15 protein-coding genes are annotated in these 13,681 nt (G+C 70.6%); 11 read left to right on the plus strand and 4 right to left on the minus strand.

Features of this window, described 5'->3' with window-relative positions:
- A complete protein-coding gene (locus LX14_RS09110; RefSeq protein ID WP_253646897.1) occupies positions 1-1,359 on the minus strand; it encodes a 3-oxoacyl-ACP reductase in 1,359 nt (452 codons plus the stop codon).
- Between the two features lie 234 nt (positions 1,360-1,593).
- Between LX14_RS09110 and LX14_RS09115 the strand changes: the two genes are divergently transcribed.
- From LX14_RS09115 to sigJ, 8 genes are all read left to right on the plus strand, one after another.
- Entirely contained in the window at positions 1,594-2,862 is a 1,269-nt protein-coding gene (locus LX14_RS09115; protein ID WP_253647953.1) for an acetyl-CoA C-acetyltransferase, read from the plus strand.
- A gap of 201 nt (positions 2,863-3,063) precedes the next feature.
- Complete coding sequence (locus LX14_RS09120; RefSeq protein WP_253646898.1) at positions 3,064-3,942, plus strand: siderophore-interacting protein; 879 nt, start codon at positions 3,064-3,066, stop codon at positions 3,940-3,942.
- 8 nt (positions 3,943-3,950) lie between these two features.
- Positions 3,951-5,018: a FecCD family ABC transporter permease gene (locus LX14_RS09125; protein WP_253646899.1), complete on the plus strand. Its 1,068-nt coding sequence runs from the start codon at positions 3,951-3,953 to the stop codon at positions 5,016-5,018.
- On the plus strand, positions 5,018-6,115 hold the full coding sequence (locus tag LX14_RS09130) for a FecCD family ABC transporter permease (RefSeq protein ID WP_372505293.1): 1,098 nt from the start codon (positions 5,018-5,020) through the stop codon (positions 6,113-6,115). The genes LX14_RS09125 and LX14_RS09130 overlap by 1 nt, the downstream gene beginning before the upstream one ends.
- The gene (locus LX14_RS09135; protein WP_253646900.1) at positions 6,112-6,906 is read left to right on the plus strand and encodes an ABC transporter ATP-binding protein; all 795 of its coding nucleotides are present in this window, start codon (positions 6,112-6,114) and stop codon (positions 6,904-6,906) included. The genes LX14_RS09130 and LX14_RS09135 overlap by 4 nt, the downstream gene beginning before the upstream one ends.
- Before the next feature lie 28 nt (positions 6,907-6,934).
- Positions 6,935-7,297, plus strand: coding sequence for a TraR/DksA family transcriptional regulator (locus LX14_RS09140; protein ID WP_253646901.1), 363 nt, complete (start codon positions 6,935-6,937; stop codon positions 7,295-7,297).
- Positions 7,298-7,403: 106 nt separating this feature from the next.
- Positions 7,404-8,144, plus strand: a complete 741-nt coding sequence (locus tag LX14_RS09145) for an SDR family oxidoreductase (RefSeq protein WP_253646902.1) — start codon at positions 7,404-7,406, stop codon at positions 8,142-8,144.
- Positions 8,120-9,019: an RNA polymerase sigma factor SigJ gene (gene sigJ, locus LX14_RS09150; RefSeq protein ID WP_253646903.1), complete on the plus strand. Its 900-nt coding sequence runs from the start codon at positions 8,120-8,122 to the stop codon at positions 9,017-9,019. The genes LX14_RS09145 and sigJ overlap by 25 nt, the downstream gene beginning before the upstream one ends.
- A gap of 7 nt (positions 9,020-9,026) precedes the next feature.
- On the opposite strand, the gene LX14_RS09155 is transcribed toward sigJ, so the two are convergent.
- Positions 9,027-10,499: an MFS transporter gene (locus tag LX14_RS09155; RefSeq protein WP_253646904.1), complete on the minus strand. Its 1,473-nt coding sequence runs from the start codon at positions 10,497-10,499 to the stop codon at positions 9,027-9,029.
- Positions 10,492-11,133 carry a TetR/AcrR family transcriptional regulator gene (locus LX14_RS09160; protein WP_253646905.1) on the minus strand — a complete coding sequence of 214 codons (642 nt, stop codon included), beginning with the start codon at positions 11,131-11,133 and terminating at the stop codon, positions 10,492-10,494. The genes LX14_RS09155 and LX14_RS09160 overlap by 8 nt, the downstream gene beginning before the upstream one ends.
- 113 nt (positions 11,134-11,246) lie before the next feature.
- Between LX14_RS09160 and LX14_RS09165 the strand changes: the two genes are divergently transcribed.
- The 3 genes from LX14_RS09165 (at position 11,247) to LX14_RS09175 (ending at position 12,653) form a co-directional block, all read left to right on the plus strand.
- Positions 11,247-11,585, plus strand: coding sequence for a PLDc N-terminal domain-containing protein (locus tag LX14_RS09165; protein ID WP_253646906.1), 339 nt, complete (start codon positions 11,247-11,249; stop codon positions 11,583-11,585).
- 292 nt (positions 11,586-11,877) lie between these two features.
- The gene (locus LX14_RS09170) at positions 11,878-12,249 is read left to right on the plus strand and encodes a PLDc N-terminal domain-containing protein (RefSeq protein ID WP_253646907.1); all 372 of its coding nucleotides are present in this window, start codon (positions 11,878-11,880) and stop codon (positions 12,247-12,249) included.
- Positions 12,246-12,653, plus strand: a complete 408-nt coding sequence (locus LX14_RS09175; protein ID WP_253646908.1) for an ABC transporter permease — start codon at positions 12,246-12,248, stop codon at positions 12,651-12,653. The genes LX14_RS09170 and LX14_RS09175 overlap by 4 nt, the downstream gene beginning before the upstream one ends.
- Here the strand turns inward: LX14_RS09175 and LX14_RS09180 are convergent.
- Positions 12,632-13,576, minus strand: a complete 945-nt coding sequence (locus LX14_RS09180; protein WP_253646909.1) for a methionyl-tRNA formyltransferase — start codon at positions 13,574-13,576, stop codon at positions 12,632-12,634. The genes LX14_RS09175 and LX14_RS09180 overlap by 22 nt on opposite strands.
- Positions 13,577-13,681 lie beyond the last annotated feature (105 nt).

Consider the following 13,681-nt stretch of genomic DNA (forward strand, 5'->3'; position numbering starts at 1 on the left):
TCACGCCCCCAGCATGGCCTGGCCGCACACGCGGACCACGTTGCCGGTGACCGCGGACGACGCGGGTTTGGCGAAGTAGGCGACGGTCTCGGCGACGTCCACCGTCTGCCCGCCCTGCTGCAGCGTGCTCAGCAGGCGGCCGCCCTCACGGGTGGCGAGCGGGATCGCGGCGGTCATCTGCGTCTCGATGAAACCGGGCGCCACCGCGTTGATGGTGATGCCCTTCTCGCCGAGGATCGGTGCGTACGTGTCGACGAGGCCGATGACGCCGGCCTTCGAGGCGCCGTAGTTGGTCTGGCCGCGGTTGCCCGCGATGCCCGCGATCGACGACACGTCGATGACCGCGCCACCCGACCTGAGGGCGTCGGCCGCGACGAGGTCGTCGACGAGCTTCTGCGGCGCGATCAGGTTCACGGCGATCACCGAGTTCCAGCGCCCCGCGTCCATGTTCGCGAGCAGCTTGTCGCGGGTGATGCCGGCGTTGTTGACGATGATGTCGAGTCCGCCGTGACGCTCCTTGACGTGCTCGGCGAGCTTGGTGCCGGCGTCGGGCGCGGTCACGTCGATCGGGAACGCGGTGCCGTTGACCTTGTTGGCCGTGGCGGACAGTGCCTCGCCGGCGGCCGGGATGTCGGCCACGATCACGTGGGCCCCGTCGCGGGCCAGCACCTCGGCGATGGTGGCGCCGATGCCGCGGGCGGCACCGGTCACGACGGCGACCTTGCCCTCGAGCGGCTTGTCCCAGTTCGCGGGGGCGGTGGCGTCACCGGTCCCGACGCGGATCACCTGTGCGTCGACGAACGCGGACTTGGCCGAGAGGACGAAGCGCACCGTCGACTCGAGCCCGGCCAGGCCGGTCGGGGCGTCCGGGGCGACGTAGACGAGCTGTGCCGTTGCGCCACGCTGGGCCTCCTTGGCCAGCGAGCGCGTGAAGCCCTCCAGGGCGCGCTGCGCGACGTGCTCGCACGGGTCCTTCACCAGCTCCGGGGTGGTGCCGATGACGAGGAACCGGGCGCTCGGCGCGACCGACCGCATGACCGGGTTGAAGAACTCGAACAGCTGCTCCAGTTCCGCCGGCTCGGTGATGCCGGTGGCGTCGAAGACGATGCCACCGAGCTTGTCGGCGCCACGGCCGGTGGTGTTGTTGGCGATCAGCTCGTAGTCGGGCGTCGAGAGGATCTCGCGGAGGGGCTCGACGAGACGGCCCTTACCGCCGAGCAGCACCGGACCGGGCAGCGGGGGCTCGGACGGCTTGTAGCGACGGAGGGTGGGCGGTACGGGCAGTCCGGCCTGCTTGGCGATGAACGAGCCGGGCAGAGAGTGGACGAACTGCGAGTACAGACCTGCATTGGCTGACACGGGAGGTGCTCCTTTACCGGATTGACCCGCACCGGAGGTTCGCGCATGGCACCGAGTGCGAGGCGTACGAGGTTCGACAAGTAACTTACTCGTGAGTAAGAATACTCCATACGGTCCGAACGACTCCTGGGGAGATCCGCAGTGGCAACCACATCCAACGCCCGTTCCACGACCACCGCGTCGAAGTCGCGCTCGTCGGCGTCGACGGCATCCGCGAAAGGATCGGCGAAGTCGCTGCGCCCGGTCGCGATCGTCGGTGGCAATCGAATCCCGTTCGCGCGCCAGGACAAGGCGTATGCGAAGGCCAGCAACCAGGACATGTTCACCGCCGCGCTCGACGGGCTGGTGAGCCGGTTCGGGCTGCAGGACGAGCGGCTCGGCCTCGTCGCCGGCGGTGCCGTCCTCAAGCACTCGCGGGACTTCAACCTGATCCGTGAGTCGGTCCTCGGCTCGGCGCTCTCGCCCTACACCCCGGCCATCGACATCCAGCACGCCTGTGGCACCGGCCTGTCGGCCGTGTCGCTCGTGGCCGACGGCATCGCCACCGGCAAGTTCGACGCCGGCATCGGCGGCGGCGTCGACACCACCTCCGACGCCCCCATCGGTGTCTCCGAGCCGCTGCGTCGCGCGCTGCTCGAGGTGAACCGCGCCAAGTCGACCGCGGACCGCGTCAAGGGTGTCCTCGCCCTGCTGCCCAAGCTCGGCATCGACATCCCCAAGAACGGCGAGCCGCGCACCGGCATGTCGATGGGTGAGCACGCCGCCATCACCGCCAAGGAGTTCGGGATCGCCCGCGCTGACCAGGACGCCCTGGCCGCCGCGAGCCACCAGAACATGGCCAAGGCCTACGACGAGGGCTTCTTCGACGACCTCATCACCCCGTTCCTCGGTCTGACCCGCGACGAGAACCTGCGTCCGGACAGCTCGGTGGAGAAGCTGGCCAAGCTCAAGCCCGTCTTCGGTGTGGGTCTCGGCGACGCCACCATGACCGCCGGCAACTCGACACCGCTCACCGACGGTGCGTCGACCGTGCTGCTCGCGAGCGACGAGTGGGCCGCCGAGAAGAAGCTGCCGGTCCTCGCGCATCTCGTCGACGTCGAGACCGCCGCGGTCGACTACGTCAACGGGCCCGACGGCCTGCTGATGGCGCCGACCTACGCGATCCCGCGTCTGCTGGAGCGCAACGGCCTGTCGCTGCAGGACTTCGACTTCTACGAGATCCACGAGGCGTTCGCGTCCGTCGTGCTGTGCACGCTGGCGGCGTTCGAGTCCGAGGACTACTGCAAGGGCCGCCTCGGCCTCGACTCCGCGCTGGGGTCGATCGACCGCAGCAAGCTGAACGTGAAGGGGTCGTCACTCGCGGCGGGCCACCCGTTCGCCGCCACCGGTGGTCGGATCGTCGCGCAGACCGCGAAGCTCCTCCACGAGAACGGCGGCGGCCGCGCACTGGTCTCGATCTGCGCGGCCGGTGGCCAGGGCGTCACCGCGATCATCGAGGCGTGACCCCTCGGGGGCGCATCGGTGCAGGTGGAGGACTCGCGAAATTGTTTGTCCACTGCATGTAACGCCTGACGCGCCCCCGGCGATATCCCGTATGGCTCCGGCCGAACTGCCAGACCCCCGACCCGGCAGTTCGGCCGGAGTCACTTCTCGTGGCCCGCCCACCTCTCCGGCTTCGGTTTGGTTAGGGTAGCCTTCGTTCACATGGGAACCGTGTTCGGCGCCGTGGTCGCCGTGACCGATCTGTCCCCGCGTCTGCGCCGCATCGTCTTCGACGTCCCGAAGATCGACGAACTGCACCTGCCTGATCGTGGAGACGACGCCGTCGGCATCTACTTCCCGGACGAGCCGCACACCGCTCCGCGCGCGATGGACCAGCGCGACGGTGTCTGGGCCTACCACGACCCCGACACGATGCCCGTCGGCCGCAACTACACCGTGCGGATGCGGGGCCCGGGCCCCCGACAGATCACCGTCGACTTCGTCCTGCACGACCACGGCCCCGCGACCATCTGGGCCCGCGACGTCCGCATCGGCGACCAGGTCGTGCTGGCACACGCCCGCAGTTGGTATCGGCCGGACCCCGGGACCGAGTGGCACCTGCTCGTGGCGGACCTCGCCGGACTCCCCGCCCTCGCCCGCATCGTCGAGGAACTGCCCGTGGGTGCCCGGGCGACGGCCATCGTCGAGGTCCTGCACCCCGGGGATCTCGACTGCCTCCCCGCCCGCGACGACGTCGTCGTCGTCCCGGTCGTCGGATCGGGGAACGGGCGCTGTGCGAGCGAACTGCCCCGGCGGGTCCGCGCGTTCCACCATCCCGACGGCAGGGGCTACTGCTGGTACGCGGGCGAGTGCGGCGCGACGCGGGAGGTCCGCAAGCACCTCCGCGCCGACCACGGGTTCACCGCGGCGCAGTTCGACATCGTCGGTTATTGGCGCGTCGACTCCGAGAGCTGGGACCGGCGGTTCGCCGAGATCGGCGAGGAACTCGTCGCCGTCTACACCCAGGCGTTGGCCGACGGGAAGGGCGACAAGATCGCCTCGGAGGAGTTCGACCTCGCGCTCGAGCGCGCCGGACTGTAGCCCCCGCCGTGACCCTGTCCGCACCGCCGCCGGAGGTGGCCGACGCCGAGGCGCCGTGGCGCCCGACCGACGCCACGACCCGCGCTCGCCGTCGACGCGCACTCGGTGCCGTCGTGCTGGCGGTGGCCCTCGTCGCGGTGACGGTAGCCAGTCTCGCCGTCGGCACGCAGAGCGTGGGAGTGACGACGGTGTGGCGTGCCCTGGTCGACCACACCGGCACCGGCGATCAGTGGATCGTCACCGACCTGCGGGTCCCGCGGACCCTGCTGGGCCTCGTCGTCGGTGTCGCGCTGGGACTGTGCGGCGCGGTGATCCAGGGGCTCACCCGGAACCCGTTGGCGGACACACAGATCCTGGGCGTGAACTCCGGTGCCGGTCTGTTCGTGGTGTCGGCCGTGGCGTTCGGAGGTGTCCGATCGGTGACGGGCTACATCTGGTTCGCGTTCGCCGGCGCACTGGTCGCGATGGTGGTGGTGCACTTCGTCGGGATGTCGGGACGCTCGGCGGCCACGCCGGTGCGACTGCTCCTCGCCGGGGTCGCCATCGGTGCTGTTCTCGACGGCGTCGGCTACGTGGTCCGGCTGCGCAACCCGCGGGCCTTCGACTCGATGCGGTTCTGGGACGCGGGCGCGCTGGACGGACGCGACCTCGAGGTGGTCGCGACCATCACCCCGTTCGTGATCGTCGGCGCCGCACTGTGTGTCTGGGTCGGGCGGTCGTTGAACGCCGTCGCCCTCGGCGACGACCTCGCCGCCGCGATGGGACAGGACGTCGGGCGGACGCGGCTCGTCGGGCTTGTCGCCGTCACCCTGCTGGCCGGGTCGGCTGTCGCGGCGGCCGGGCCCATCGGCTTCGTCGGTCTGATGGTCCCGCACGCGGTCCGGTGGTTCACCGGTCCGGACTGGCGGTGGATCTGCGGGTACAGCGCGCTGGCGGCGCCCGTGTTGCTGCTCGCCGCCGACGTGGTCGGTCGCGTCGTGATCGCCCCGGCCGAACTGCCCGCCGGCATCGTCACGGCCTTCCTCGGTGCGCCGGTGCTCATCTGGCTGATCCGTCGCGTCGGGACGGCGCGGTGATGACCGTCCTCGACCGCGCACGCTCGCTGGGGTCGTCACCGGCGGAGCGCCCGGTGGACGGTCCCCGCACGCTCGTCGTGCGACACGGCACGTGGCTGTCGATGCGGGTGCGGTCGCGCACGGTCGTCGTGGTCGCCGTCCTCGGTGTGCTCGCCGTCGTGTCGGCGGTGTTCGCCCTCGGTGTGGGGGAGTACCGCGTCGACCCCGCGACGGTCGTGTCCGTACTGACCGGGCAGAACACGGGATTCGACTCCGTCGTGGTCCTCGAGTGGCGGATGCCGCGGATCCTGCTCGCACTGGTCATCGGTGCGGTGCTGGGGATCTCGGGTGCGATCTTCCAGGCGTTGACGCGGAATCCGTTGGGCAGCCCCGACATCATCGGGTTCGGGATCGGCGCCTACACCGGTGCCCTGATCGCCCTCGCCGCGTTCGGCGGCGGGTACTACCTCATGGCCGGTGGTGCGATCGTGGGTGGCCTCGTCGCGGCCGTCGCCGTGTACGCCCTCGCGTACCGGTCGGGCGTGGCCGGGTTCCGGCTCATCGTCGTCGGCATCGCGGTGAGCGCGGTGCTCAACTCGATCAACCAGTGGATCGTCATCAAGATCGACCTGAAGCAGGCCATCACCGCGTCGGTCTGGTCGCAGGGGACCCTCTCGGGTGTCGAGTGGGCGCAGCTCGTCCCGGTCGCCGTGTGCAGCGCGGTCGCGATCGCGGCGGTGTGCGCCCTCGGCCGGCAGCTCGGGGTCCTGCAGATGGGCGACGACGCCGCCGGCGCGCTCGGTGTCCGGGTGGAGCGGGTGCGGCTGGCCTATCTGGTGGTCGGCGTCGTGCTCGTCGCGGTGGCGACCGCCGCCGCGGGTCCCATCTCGTTCGTCGCCCTGGCCGCACCGCAACTGGCACGGCGACTGTCGGGGGCGGCAGGGGTGGGCCTGGTCGGGTCGGCGGCGATGGGTGCGGTCCTGCTCCTGGTGAGCGACCTCGTCGCGCAGACGGTCTTCGCGCCGACGCAACTGCCCGTCGGTGCCGTGACGGTCTGCGTCGGGGGCGTCTATCTGGTGTATCTCCTGGTCACCCAGGTGCGGAAGGGGCGAGGATGACCGACGGGACGCTTGAGCTCGGGGCGCGCGATCTGCGTCTCGGCTACGGGGGACGGGTGATCGTCGACGGCCTGTCCGTGGACATCGCGCCCGGCGCGGTCACCGCCGTCGTGGGACCGAACGCCTGCGGCAAGTCGACTCTGCTGCGCGGACTGTCGCGGCTGCTGTCGCCGACGCACGGCCAGGTCGTCCTCGACGGCCGTGACATCTCGGCGATGAGGACCAAGGACGTCGCGCGCAGGCTGGGACTGCTGCCGCAGACGTCCATCGCCCCCGAGGGGATCACCGTCGCGGACCTGGTCGCGCGCGGGCGCTTCCCGCACCAGCGGGTGCTCCGGCAGTTCTCCCGCGACGACGAGCGTGCGGTCACCGACGCCATGGCCGCGACCGGCGTCGACGCCCTGGCGGGACGGCCGGTCGACGAGCTGTCGGGCGGTCAGCGACAACGGGTCTGGGTCGCGATGGTGCTGGCCCAGCAGACGCCCGTGATCCTCCTGGACGAACCGACCACGTTCCTCGACATCGCCCACCAGATCGAGCTCCTCGACCTCTTCACGCGGCTGAACCGGACGCAGGGGTCGACGATCGTGGCCGTCCTGCACGACCTGAACCACGCGTGCCGGTTCGCCGACGTCGTCATCGCGATGCGGGACGGCGCGATCGTCGCGCAGGGCGCCCCCGCCGAGGTGATCACCGCAGAACTCGTCGAGGACGTGTACGGGTTGCCGTGCCGCATCATCGACGATCCCGAGAGCCACACCCCGCTGGTGATCCCCCGCGTCTCCCGCTGATGTCGTGGGCGCGCAGTACGGTGCGCCGATGGATTCCGAGATCGTGCGCGGGTGGCTCGTCGCCGAGCGCGACGAGGCGACACGACTCATCACGTCGATGCGCGCGCGGCTGACCGCGGTGGTCGACGCCGCGGTCGACGAACACGCCGACGACGAACACGACCCGGAGGGGTCGACCCTCGCGTTCGAGCGGGGGCAGCTCGTCTCCCAGATCGAGCGGTCGTCGGAGCGCATCGGTGAGGTCGACGCGGCCCTCGCCCGTCTCGACGACGGGACCTACGGACGGTGCCTGAGCTGTGGGGGCGAGATCTCGGAGGTGAGGCTCGAGGCGCTCCCGGCGACCGCGGTCTGCATCACCTGCGCCGGCCGACGCCACCGAGCGCGATGGTGACGTGGCACGTCCCCCGCTGATGTCACACTTCCGGTGACGTGTCTCGTCCTCCCTGTGTAGGTGAGAACACCGCGTAGGTGGACGAGACGACGAGATGAGGATCGACATGCGGATCGCAGTCGCCGGTGGGACCGGGCTGATCGGACGGATGGTGTGCGACGAGGTCGCCGCGGCAAGGGACGAGGCGGTGGTGCTCGCGCGGTCCGTCGGGGTCGACGTCGTGACCGGGGACGGCCTCGACGCGGCGTTGGCCGGGGTCGGCGCGGTGATCGACGTGACCAACGTGACGACGCTCAAGCGGTCGGAGTCCCTCGCGTTCTTCGAGACGGCGACGACGAATCTGCTCGCCGCCGAGCAGCGTGCCGGTGTGGCACACCATGTCCTGCTGTCGATCGTCGGCGTCGACCGCGTGGACTGGGGCTACTACGCCGGCAAGGTGCGCCAGGAGGAGCTGTGCGCCGCGTCGGACGTGCCGACGACCGTTCTGCGCGCGACGCAGTTCCACGAGTTCGCCGACCAGATGCTCGCGCGCGGAGGGCCTGTCGCGCTCGTGCCCCGGATGCGGAGTCAGCCCGTGGCGGCACGGGAGGTCGCCGCGGAACTGGTGCGACTGGCCCACGGGGAGGCCCGGGGTCTCGTCCCCGAGATGGCCGGCCCCGACGTCCTCGAGATGCCGGACATGGTCCGTCGTCTCCTGCGCGCCCGTGGCCGCCGCACCCCCGTCATCGGCCTGCGTCTTCCCGGCGCCGCCGGCAGCGGCATGGCCAACGGCGGTCTGCTCCCGCAGGAAGACGGGCCGCGGGGTCGGGAGACGTTCGCGCAGTGGCTGACCGCCGCGGCACGGTGACCGACCGTCAGCAGGAACTCGCGTCGGTCTACGACGCCGTCCGGCCGCGCCTGATCCGGATCGCCTACGCGATCCTCGGCAGCCACGCCGAGGCGGAGGACGTCGTGGCGGACTGCTGGATCCGACTGGTCGCCGCCGACGACCGCGACCCCGTCGCCGACGTCGAGGCATGGTCGACCGTCGTGGTGTCCCGAGCGGCGTTGGACGCGTTGCGTTCTGCCCGCAGTCGCCGGGAACAGTACGTCGGCCCGTGGTTGCCGGAGCCGGTGGTCGGCCCCGCCGCAGAGGCCGACCCGGCGGACCGGGTGACCCTCGACGACCAGGTGAGCTACGCGCTGCTCGTCGTGCTCGAGACGCTCACCCCGGCCGAGCGGACCGTGTGGGTGCTGCACGACCTGTTCGGGATGCCGTTCACCGAGATCGCCGAGACGGTCGGGCGGACACCTGCCGCCGTGCGGCAACTCGCGTCGCGTGCCCGCGCGCATGTCGCGGCGGGCGCGCCCCGTGTCACGGTCACCCCCGCCCAGCACGACTCCGCGGTCCGCGGGTTCCTCGCCGCGGCGCTCGACGGGGACATGCAGGCATGTCTCGCAGCGCTCGACCCGGACGTGGTGCTGACCAGCGACGGTGGCGGCAAGGTCAGTGCCGCCCGCCGGCCGGTCGTCGGTGCGGACAAGGTCGTGCGGTTCCTGTTCGGGATCCTCGCGACGCGGGTCGCCGCGGCGGAACTGACACCGATCTCGGTGAACGGGCGGCTCGCTGTCGCCGCGGTGCGCGACGGCCGGGTCGACAGCGTGATCGCGCTGACGCTCGACGGCGAGCGCATCACCCGCGTCGACATCGTCCGGACGCCCGACAAACTGCCCGCGCCGTGACCCTCGGTCACTCGGTCAGCGCAGGCTCCGCGGCCGGGGCCGAGGCGGCGCCGACCTTGTTCACGCGGATGAGCGCCAACGATGCGATCAGGGCCAGGGCGGTCACCACAATCGCCGCCTGGAACGCGTGTTGCTGTCCGGCGACGAATATCTCGGCCTGGCCGGCTGCCGTGCGTGCGGCGGGGCCCAGGTCGGCGCCGCGAGATGCCGCGGCGTGCGCGAAGACGGTCCCGAACACGGCGAGGCCGATCGCACCGCCGACCTGTTGGCCGGTGTTGAGCAGTGCCGAGGCCAGGCCGGTCTCGTGCGGGGCGACGCCGTTGACCGCGGTCATGGTCAGCGGGACGAAGCTGCAGCCCATGCCCACGCCGAGCAGCAGCAGGCAGCCGAGGAACGGCCAGTAGCTGCTGTTCACGCCGAGTTGGGTGAAGGAGACCATCGCGGCGATGGCCAGGATCGGCCCGATCGTCAGGAACGGACGGACGCCGATGCGGGGGATGAGCCGTCGCACCACCACGATCGACATGAACATGATCGTCGACGGCATGGGCAGGAACCCGAGCCCGGTCTCGAACGGGGTCCACCCGTGCACGTTCTGCAGATACTGCGCCATGAAGTAGAACGTCGTGAACAACGCCGACGCGAGGAACAGCATGATGAGGTACGACCCCGTGCGGTTCCGGTCGGCGAAGATGTGGAACGGCATCAGCGGGTGACTCGTCCGGTGCTCGACGAGGACGAAGGTCGCGAGCAGCGCCGCGGCGATCACGAGGGTGACGACGGTGGTCGTCGATCCCCAGCCGTCGTCGGCGGCCTTGGTCAGGCCGTAGACGAGGATCGACATCCCGGCGGTGACCGAGATCGCCCCGGGCAGATCGAGTTTCGTCCCCGAACCCTGTGACTCGGCGAGCACTCGCGGCGCCAGGACGAGCACGAGCAGACCGATCGGTGCGTTGATGAACAGTGCCCATCGCCAGCTGGCGTAGTCGGTCAACACGCCGCCGAGCAGCAGGCCGAGAGCGCCGCCGGATGCGGCCATGGCCGCGAACACCCCGAACGCGCGTGCGCGCGCCTGCGGTTCGGTGAACGTGGTGGCGAGAAGCGCGAGCGCGGTGGGTGCCGCGATGGCGCCGCCGGCACCCTGGGCCGCGCGGGCGATGATCAGCATGGCCTCGCCGGTGGCGAACCCGCCCACGAGCGATGCGCCCGCGAAGAGCCCGACGCCGATCATGAACATCTTCCGGCGCCCGTAGAGGTCGCCGATGCGGCCGCCGAAGAGCAGCAGTCCGCCGAACGCCAGTGAGTAGGCGGTCACGACCCAGGTGAGGTTCGCTGTCGAGAAGTTCAGGTCGTCGCGAATCCGCGGCAACGCGACGTTGACCACGGTGGCGTCGAGCACCACCATCAGTTGCGCGACGCAGATGACGGCGAGGGCGACCCCGCCGTTCCTGCTCGAAGAGGTGTCTGTCGGCTCAGTCATCGGTGTCTTTCGGGTGTGGGGTCGAGGGGCGCGCGGGGAGTCCGAGCACCGGTCGCAGGACGGTGGTGACGATCTGTTCGGCGTAGGCGCGGCCGGCGGGTCGTCCGGTCGTGAGCGCGCGGTGCAGCATCAGCGACGGCAGCAGGCTCGCCGCCATGGCCACGTCGATGTGGGGGTCGAGTTCGCCCCGGCGTCGGGCCCGCTCGAGGATCTCGGTCAGGCGCGCGATGCGGGGCTCGGTGAACCGGGTGCGGAACGCCTCGAGCAGATCGGGCTCGCGGGACAGCGCGGAGCACACGCTGGCCATCACCTGGAGCAGCCGTTGCGACTGCGGGCTGCAGGACAGGGCCGCCATCTGCTCGATGTCCTCGTCGAGACTGCCGGTGTCGATGGTGCCGCCGACGGGCTTGAGCGTCGCCATCGCGTCGATGACGAGTTCGGCCTTGCTGGCCCACCGGCGATAGACGGTCGCCTTCCCGACGCCTGCCTCGGCGGCGACACCTTCGATGGTCAGACGGTCGTAGCCGGTCTGGATGAGGAGTTCGATCGCCGCATCCGTGATCGCCGCATCGCGGCTCGGATCCCGGGGGCGGCCTCGTGGGAGTTCCGTCGAGGCGGGGGAGATGGGTGGCACGTGAGGACAGTACATGAAACGAGACGGGCTCGTATCGAATGTGGTCGCCGCGCGGTGGGACGCCGTGTGCGACGAACCGACCGCCCCGTGCCACCGCGGTTAGCGTGGAGGGCGTGCCGTATCTGGGTCTGATCACCGTCCTCGTGATGATCGTCGCGCTGGTGGACATCGTCGGCGGTGACGAGTCCGCGATCCGTGGCCTCCCGAGGTCGGCGTGGATCCTGCTGGTCGTCGCGGTCCCGCTCGTCGGGTCCGTGGTGTGGGTGATCGCCGGGCGCCCTCGCGCGGCGTTCTCGGGCCGCGTCGGGGGAGGCGTCGCCGATCATCCGGCCACCGAGAAGTCCGACGGCCCGGACCCGGTGGACGAGGCCGAGTTCCGGCGTCAGGTCCGCGAGCGGGCCGAGGAACAGCGTCGCCGCGCCGAGACCGACCGGCGCGACCAGGAGTCCTGAGCCGGACGATCAGGCCTCGTCCGCTCGGACTGCGCCGGCCATCCGGTCCCACGGCCGAACGCTCCGGCCCCAGGGCACACCCCGTGTGGACGCTCCACTTGTTCGAGGACGCTCCGCCTGCAGGCGGAGCGTCCTCGAAAACTGGAGCGGGAACCCTGGGACCGGAGCGGGAACACCGGAACTGGAGCGGGCGGCGATGTCGTCGAATCGACGACGGGGTGACCCATTCTCGTACGCATGAACAACGACCGGGTTATCCTTTCCGTCGCATTCGTCCGACTGAGGGGAACCCGTGCCGTACTTCGGTCTCATCGTCCTGGTCATCATGATCGCTGCGCTCGTCGACATCGTGAGCAGCGACGACGCGCTCGTCCGCGGCCTCCCGCGGTGGGTGTGGCTCCTGTTGGTGATCGTGCTCCCGCTCGTCGGGTCGATCGTGTGGTTCGTCGCGGGTCGACCCGTCGCCGCGTTCTCCGGTCGGGTCGGCCGCGACCGTCCCGGTCAGGCGTCGGCGATGGGGTTCCCGGAGTACGACCACCCCGGTCGTTTCGTGCCGCAGGACCCCGAGGCGGACGCGGCGTTCCTGCGCCAGGTGCGCGAACGCGCCGAGGAGCAACGCAAGCAGGGTGAGATCGAGCGTCGACGCCGCGAACAGGGGCAGTGATCGCGCGAGCCGCATGGGGCGTCCTCTCGCTGGTCGGCGCGGTCCTCGTCGTCGAGGCGTCGATGGCCACGGTCGGGTCCACGAACCTGTCGTGCTCGAAGACGGGCAGCACCGGGTTCGACGAGTACTCGTGTTCGGACCCGATCACGACCCAGACCGGGGTGTGGCCGTTCGTCGTGATGGCGTGCGCTCTCGCCGGTCCATCCCTCGTCGCAGGTGTCGCCGGGAGGACATGGGTGTCCTGGTCGGCCACGGCCGTCCTCGCGGCGGTCGGTGTGTGGGGCGTCGGTCAATGGGCGTCGGAGTGGGTGACGCTGATCCTCGGCATCCCGCTCGCGATCGTGGGCGTTGTCATCGCCGCCGTGCAGTGGGTCCGTGGCCGTCAGGGCGTGGCGGTCAGGTAGCCGCCGCCGCGGCCGAACCACTCGAGCGCCTTGTGTTCCTGGCCGTCGTCGGTGCGGATGACGTCGAGGACGAGACCGGGAGAGGTTCCGCGGTAGGCGTCCGCTCCGGCGACGATCACCATCCCCCCGTCCTCGGCGATGAACACACGGCCCGGTGTCCCGCCGTAGACGCTGCGGGACACGTGGGCCTCGACGATGCGGAGCCGCTCACCGCGAAAGAACGTGTAGGCGTTCGGGTACGGGTCCTGCAGCGCCCGCACCAGGCGTTCGATCTCCTCGGCGGGCAGTCGCCAGTCGACGAGGCCGTCCTCCTCGGAACGCTTGTGGAAGAAGGTGCGCGCGGCCAGGTCCTGCGGAGTCGGTGACGCGGAACCCGACTCGAGTCGGTCGAGGGCGTCGAGCAGGACCTCGGGGATGAGATCGATGGTCGCCCGCACGAGCTCGGGGCCGGTCGACGTCGCGGTGATCGGTACGGCGCGCTGGGAGATGATCCCGCCGGTGTCGAGGTCGTCGTCCATCATGTGCGCGGTCAACCCGGTCTCCGACGCCCCGCTGATCAGTGCCCAGATGACCGGTGAGAACCCGGTGAACCGGGGGAGCAGGGAGTCGTGCAGGTTCAGGGTCCCGTGGGTGGGCAGGGTGAACAGTTCCGGCGGCAGCCAGGTCCGCCAGTTGTTCGCGACCATCACGTCGGGGGCGAGCTCGGCGACCCGTGCGATCAGGCTCTCGTCGGGACGCTTCGCGAGGTGCACGTCGACGCCGGCGTCGCGGGCGAGATCCTGGACGGAATCCGCCCAGATCGACTCGTACGCATGCTCACTCGGTGGATGGGTCACCACCAAGACCACCTCGTGGCGGGACGCGAGCAGCGCCTCGAGGGTCTTGTGACCCCAGGTCTGGTAGCCGAGCATGACGACGCGCATGTGTCCCTCCGAGCCCGGGGGCCCGCGACCCGGAATATTGGTTAGGCTTACCTTTGATACCATCGCCGAGTTCGAGGTACAACCGCGCCCGTCCCCGGTGCGCTC

It is taken from the genome of Williamsia deligens, from assembly GCF_024171765.1.
Lineage (GTDB): Bacteria > Actinomycetota > Actinomycetes > Mycobacteriales > Mycobacteriaceae > Williamsia_A > Williamsia_A deligens.

Excerpts from the sequence above, each read along its gene's own strand:
- LX14_RS09120 (WP_253646898.1), top strand. The coding sequence starts at position 3,064 with ATGGGAACCGTGTTCGGCGCCGTGGTCGCCGTGACCGATCTGTCCCCG.
- LX14_RS09130 (WP_372505293.1), top strand. The coding sequence starts at position 5,018 with ATGACCGTCCTCGACCGCGCACGCTCGCTGGGGTCGTCACCGGCGGAG.
- LX14_RS09135 (WP_253646900.1), top strand. The coding sequence starts at position 6,112 with ATGACCGACGGGACGCTTGAGCTCGGGGCGCGCGATCTGCGTCTCGGC.
- LX14_RS09140 (WP_253646901.1), top strand. The coding sequence starts at position 6,935 with ATGGATTCCGAGATCGTGCGCGGGTGGCTCGTCGCCGAGCGCGACGAG.
- LX14_RS09145 (WP_253646902.1), top strand. The coding sequence starts at position 7,404 with ATGCGGATCGCAGTCGCCGGTGGGACCGGGCTGATCGGACGGATGGTG.
- LX14_RS09155 (WP_253646904.1), bottom strand. The coding sequence starts at position 10,499 with ATGACTGAGCCGACAGACACCTCTTCGAGCAGGAACGGCGGGGTCGCC.
- LX14_RS09180 (WP_253646909.1), bottom strand. The coding sequence starts at position 13,576 with ATGCGCGTCGTCATGCTCGGCTACCAGACCTGGGGTCACAAGACCCTC.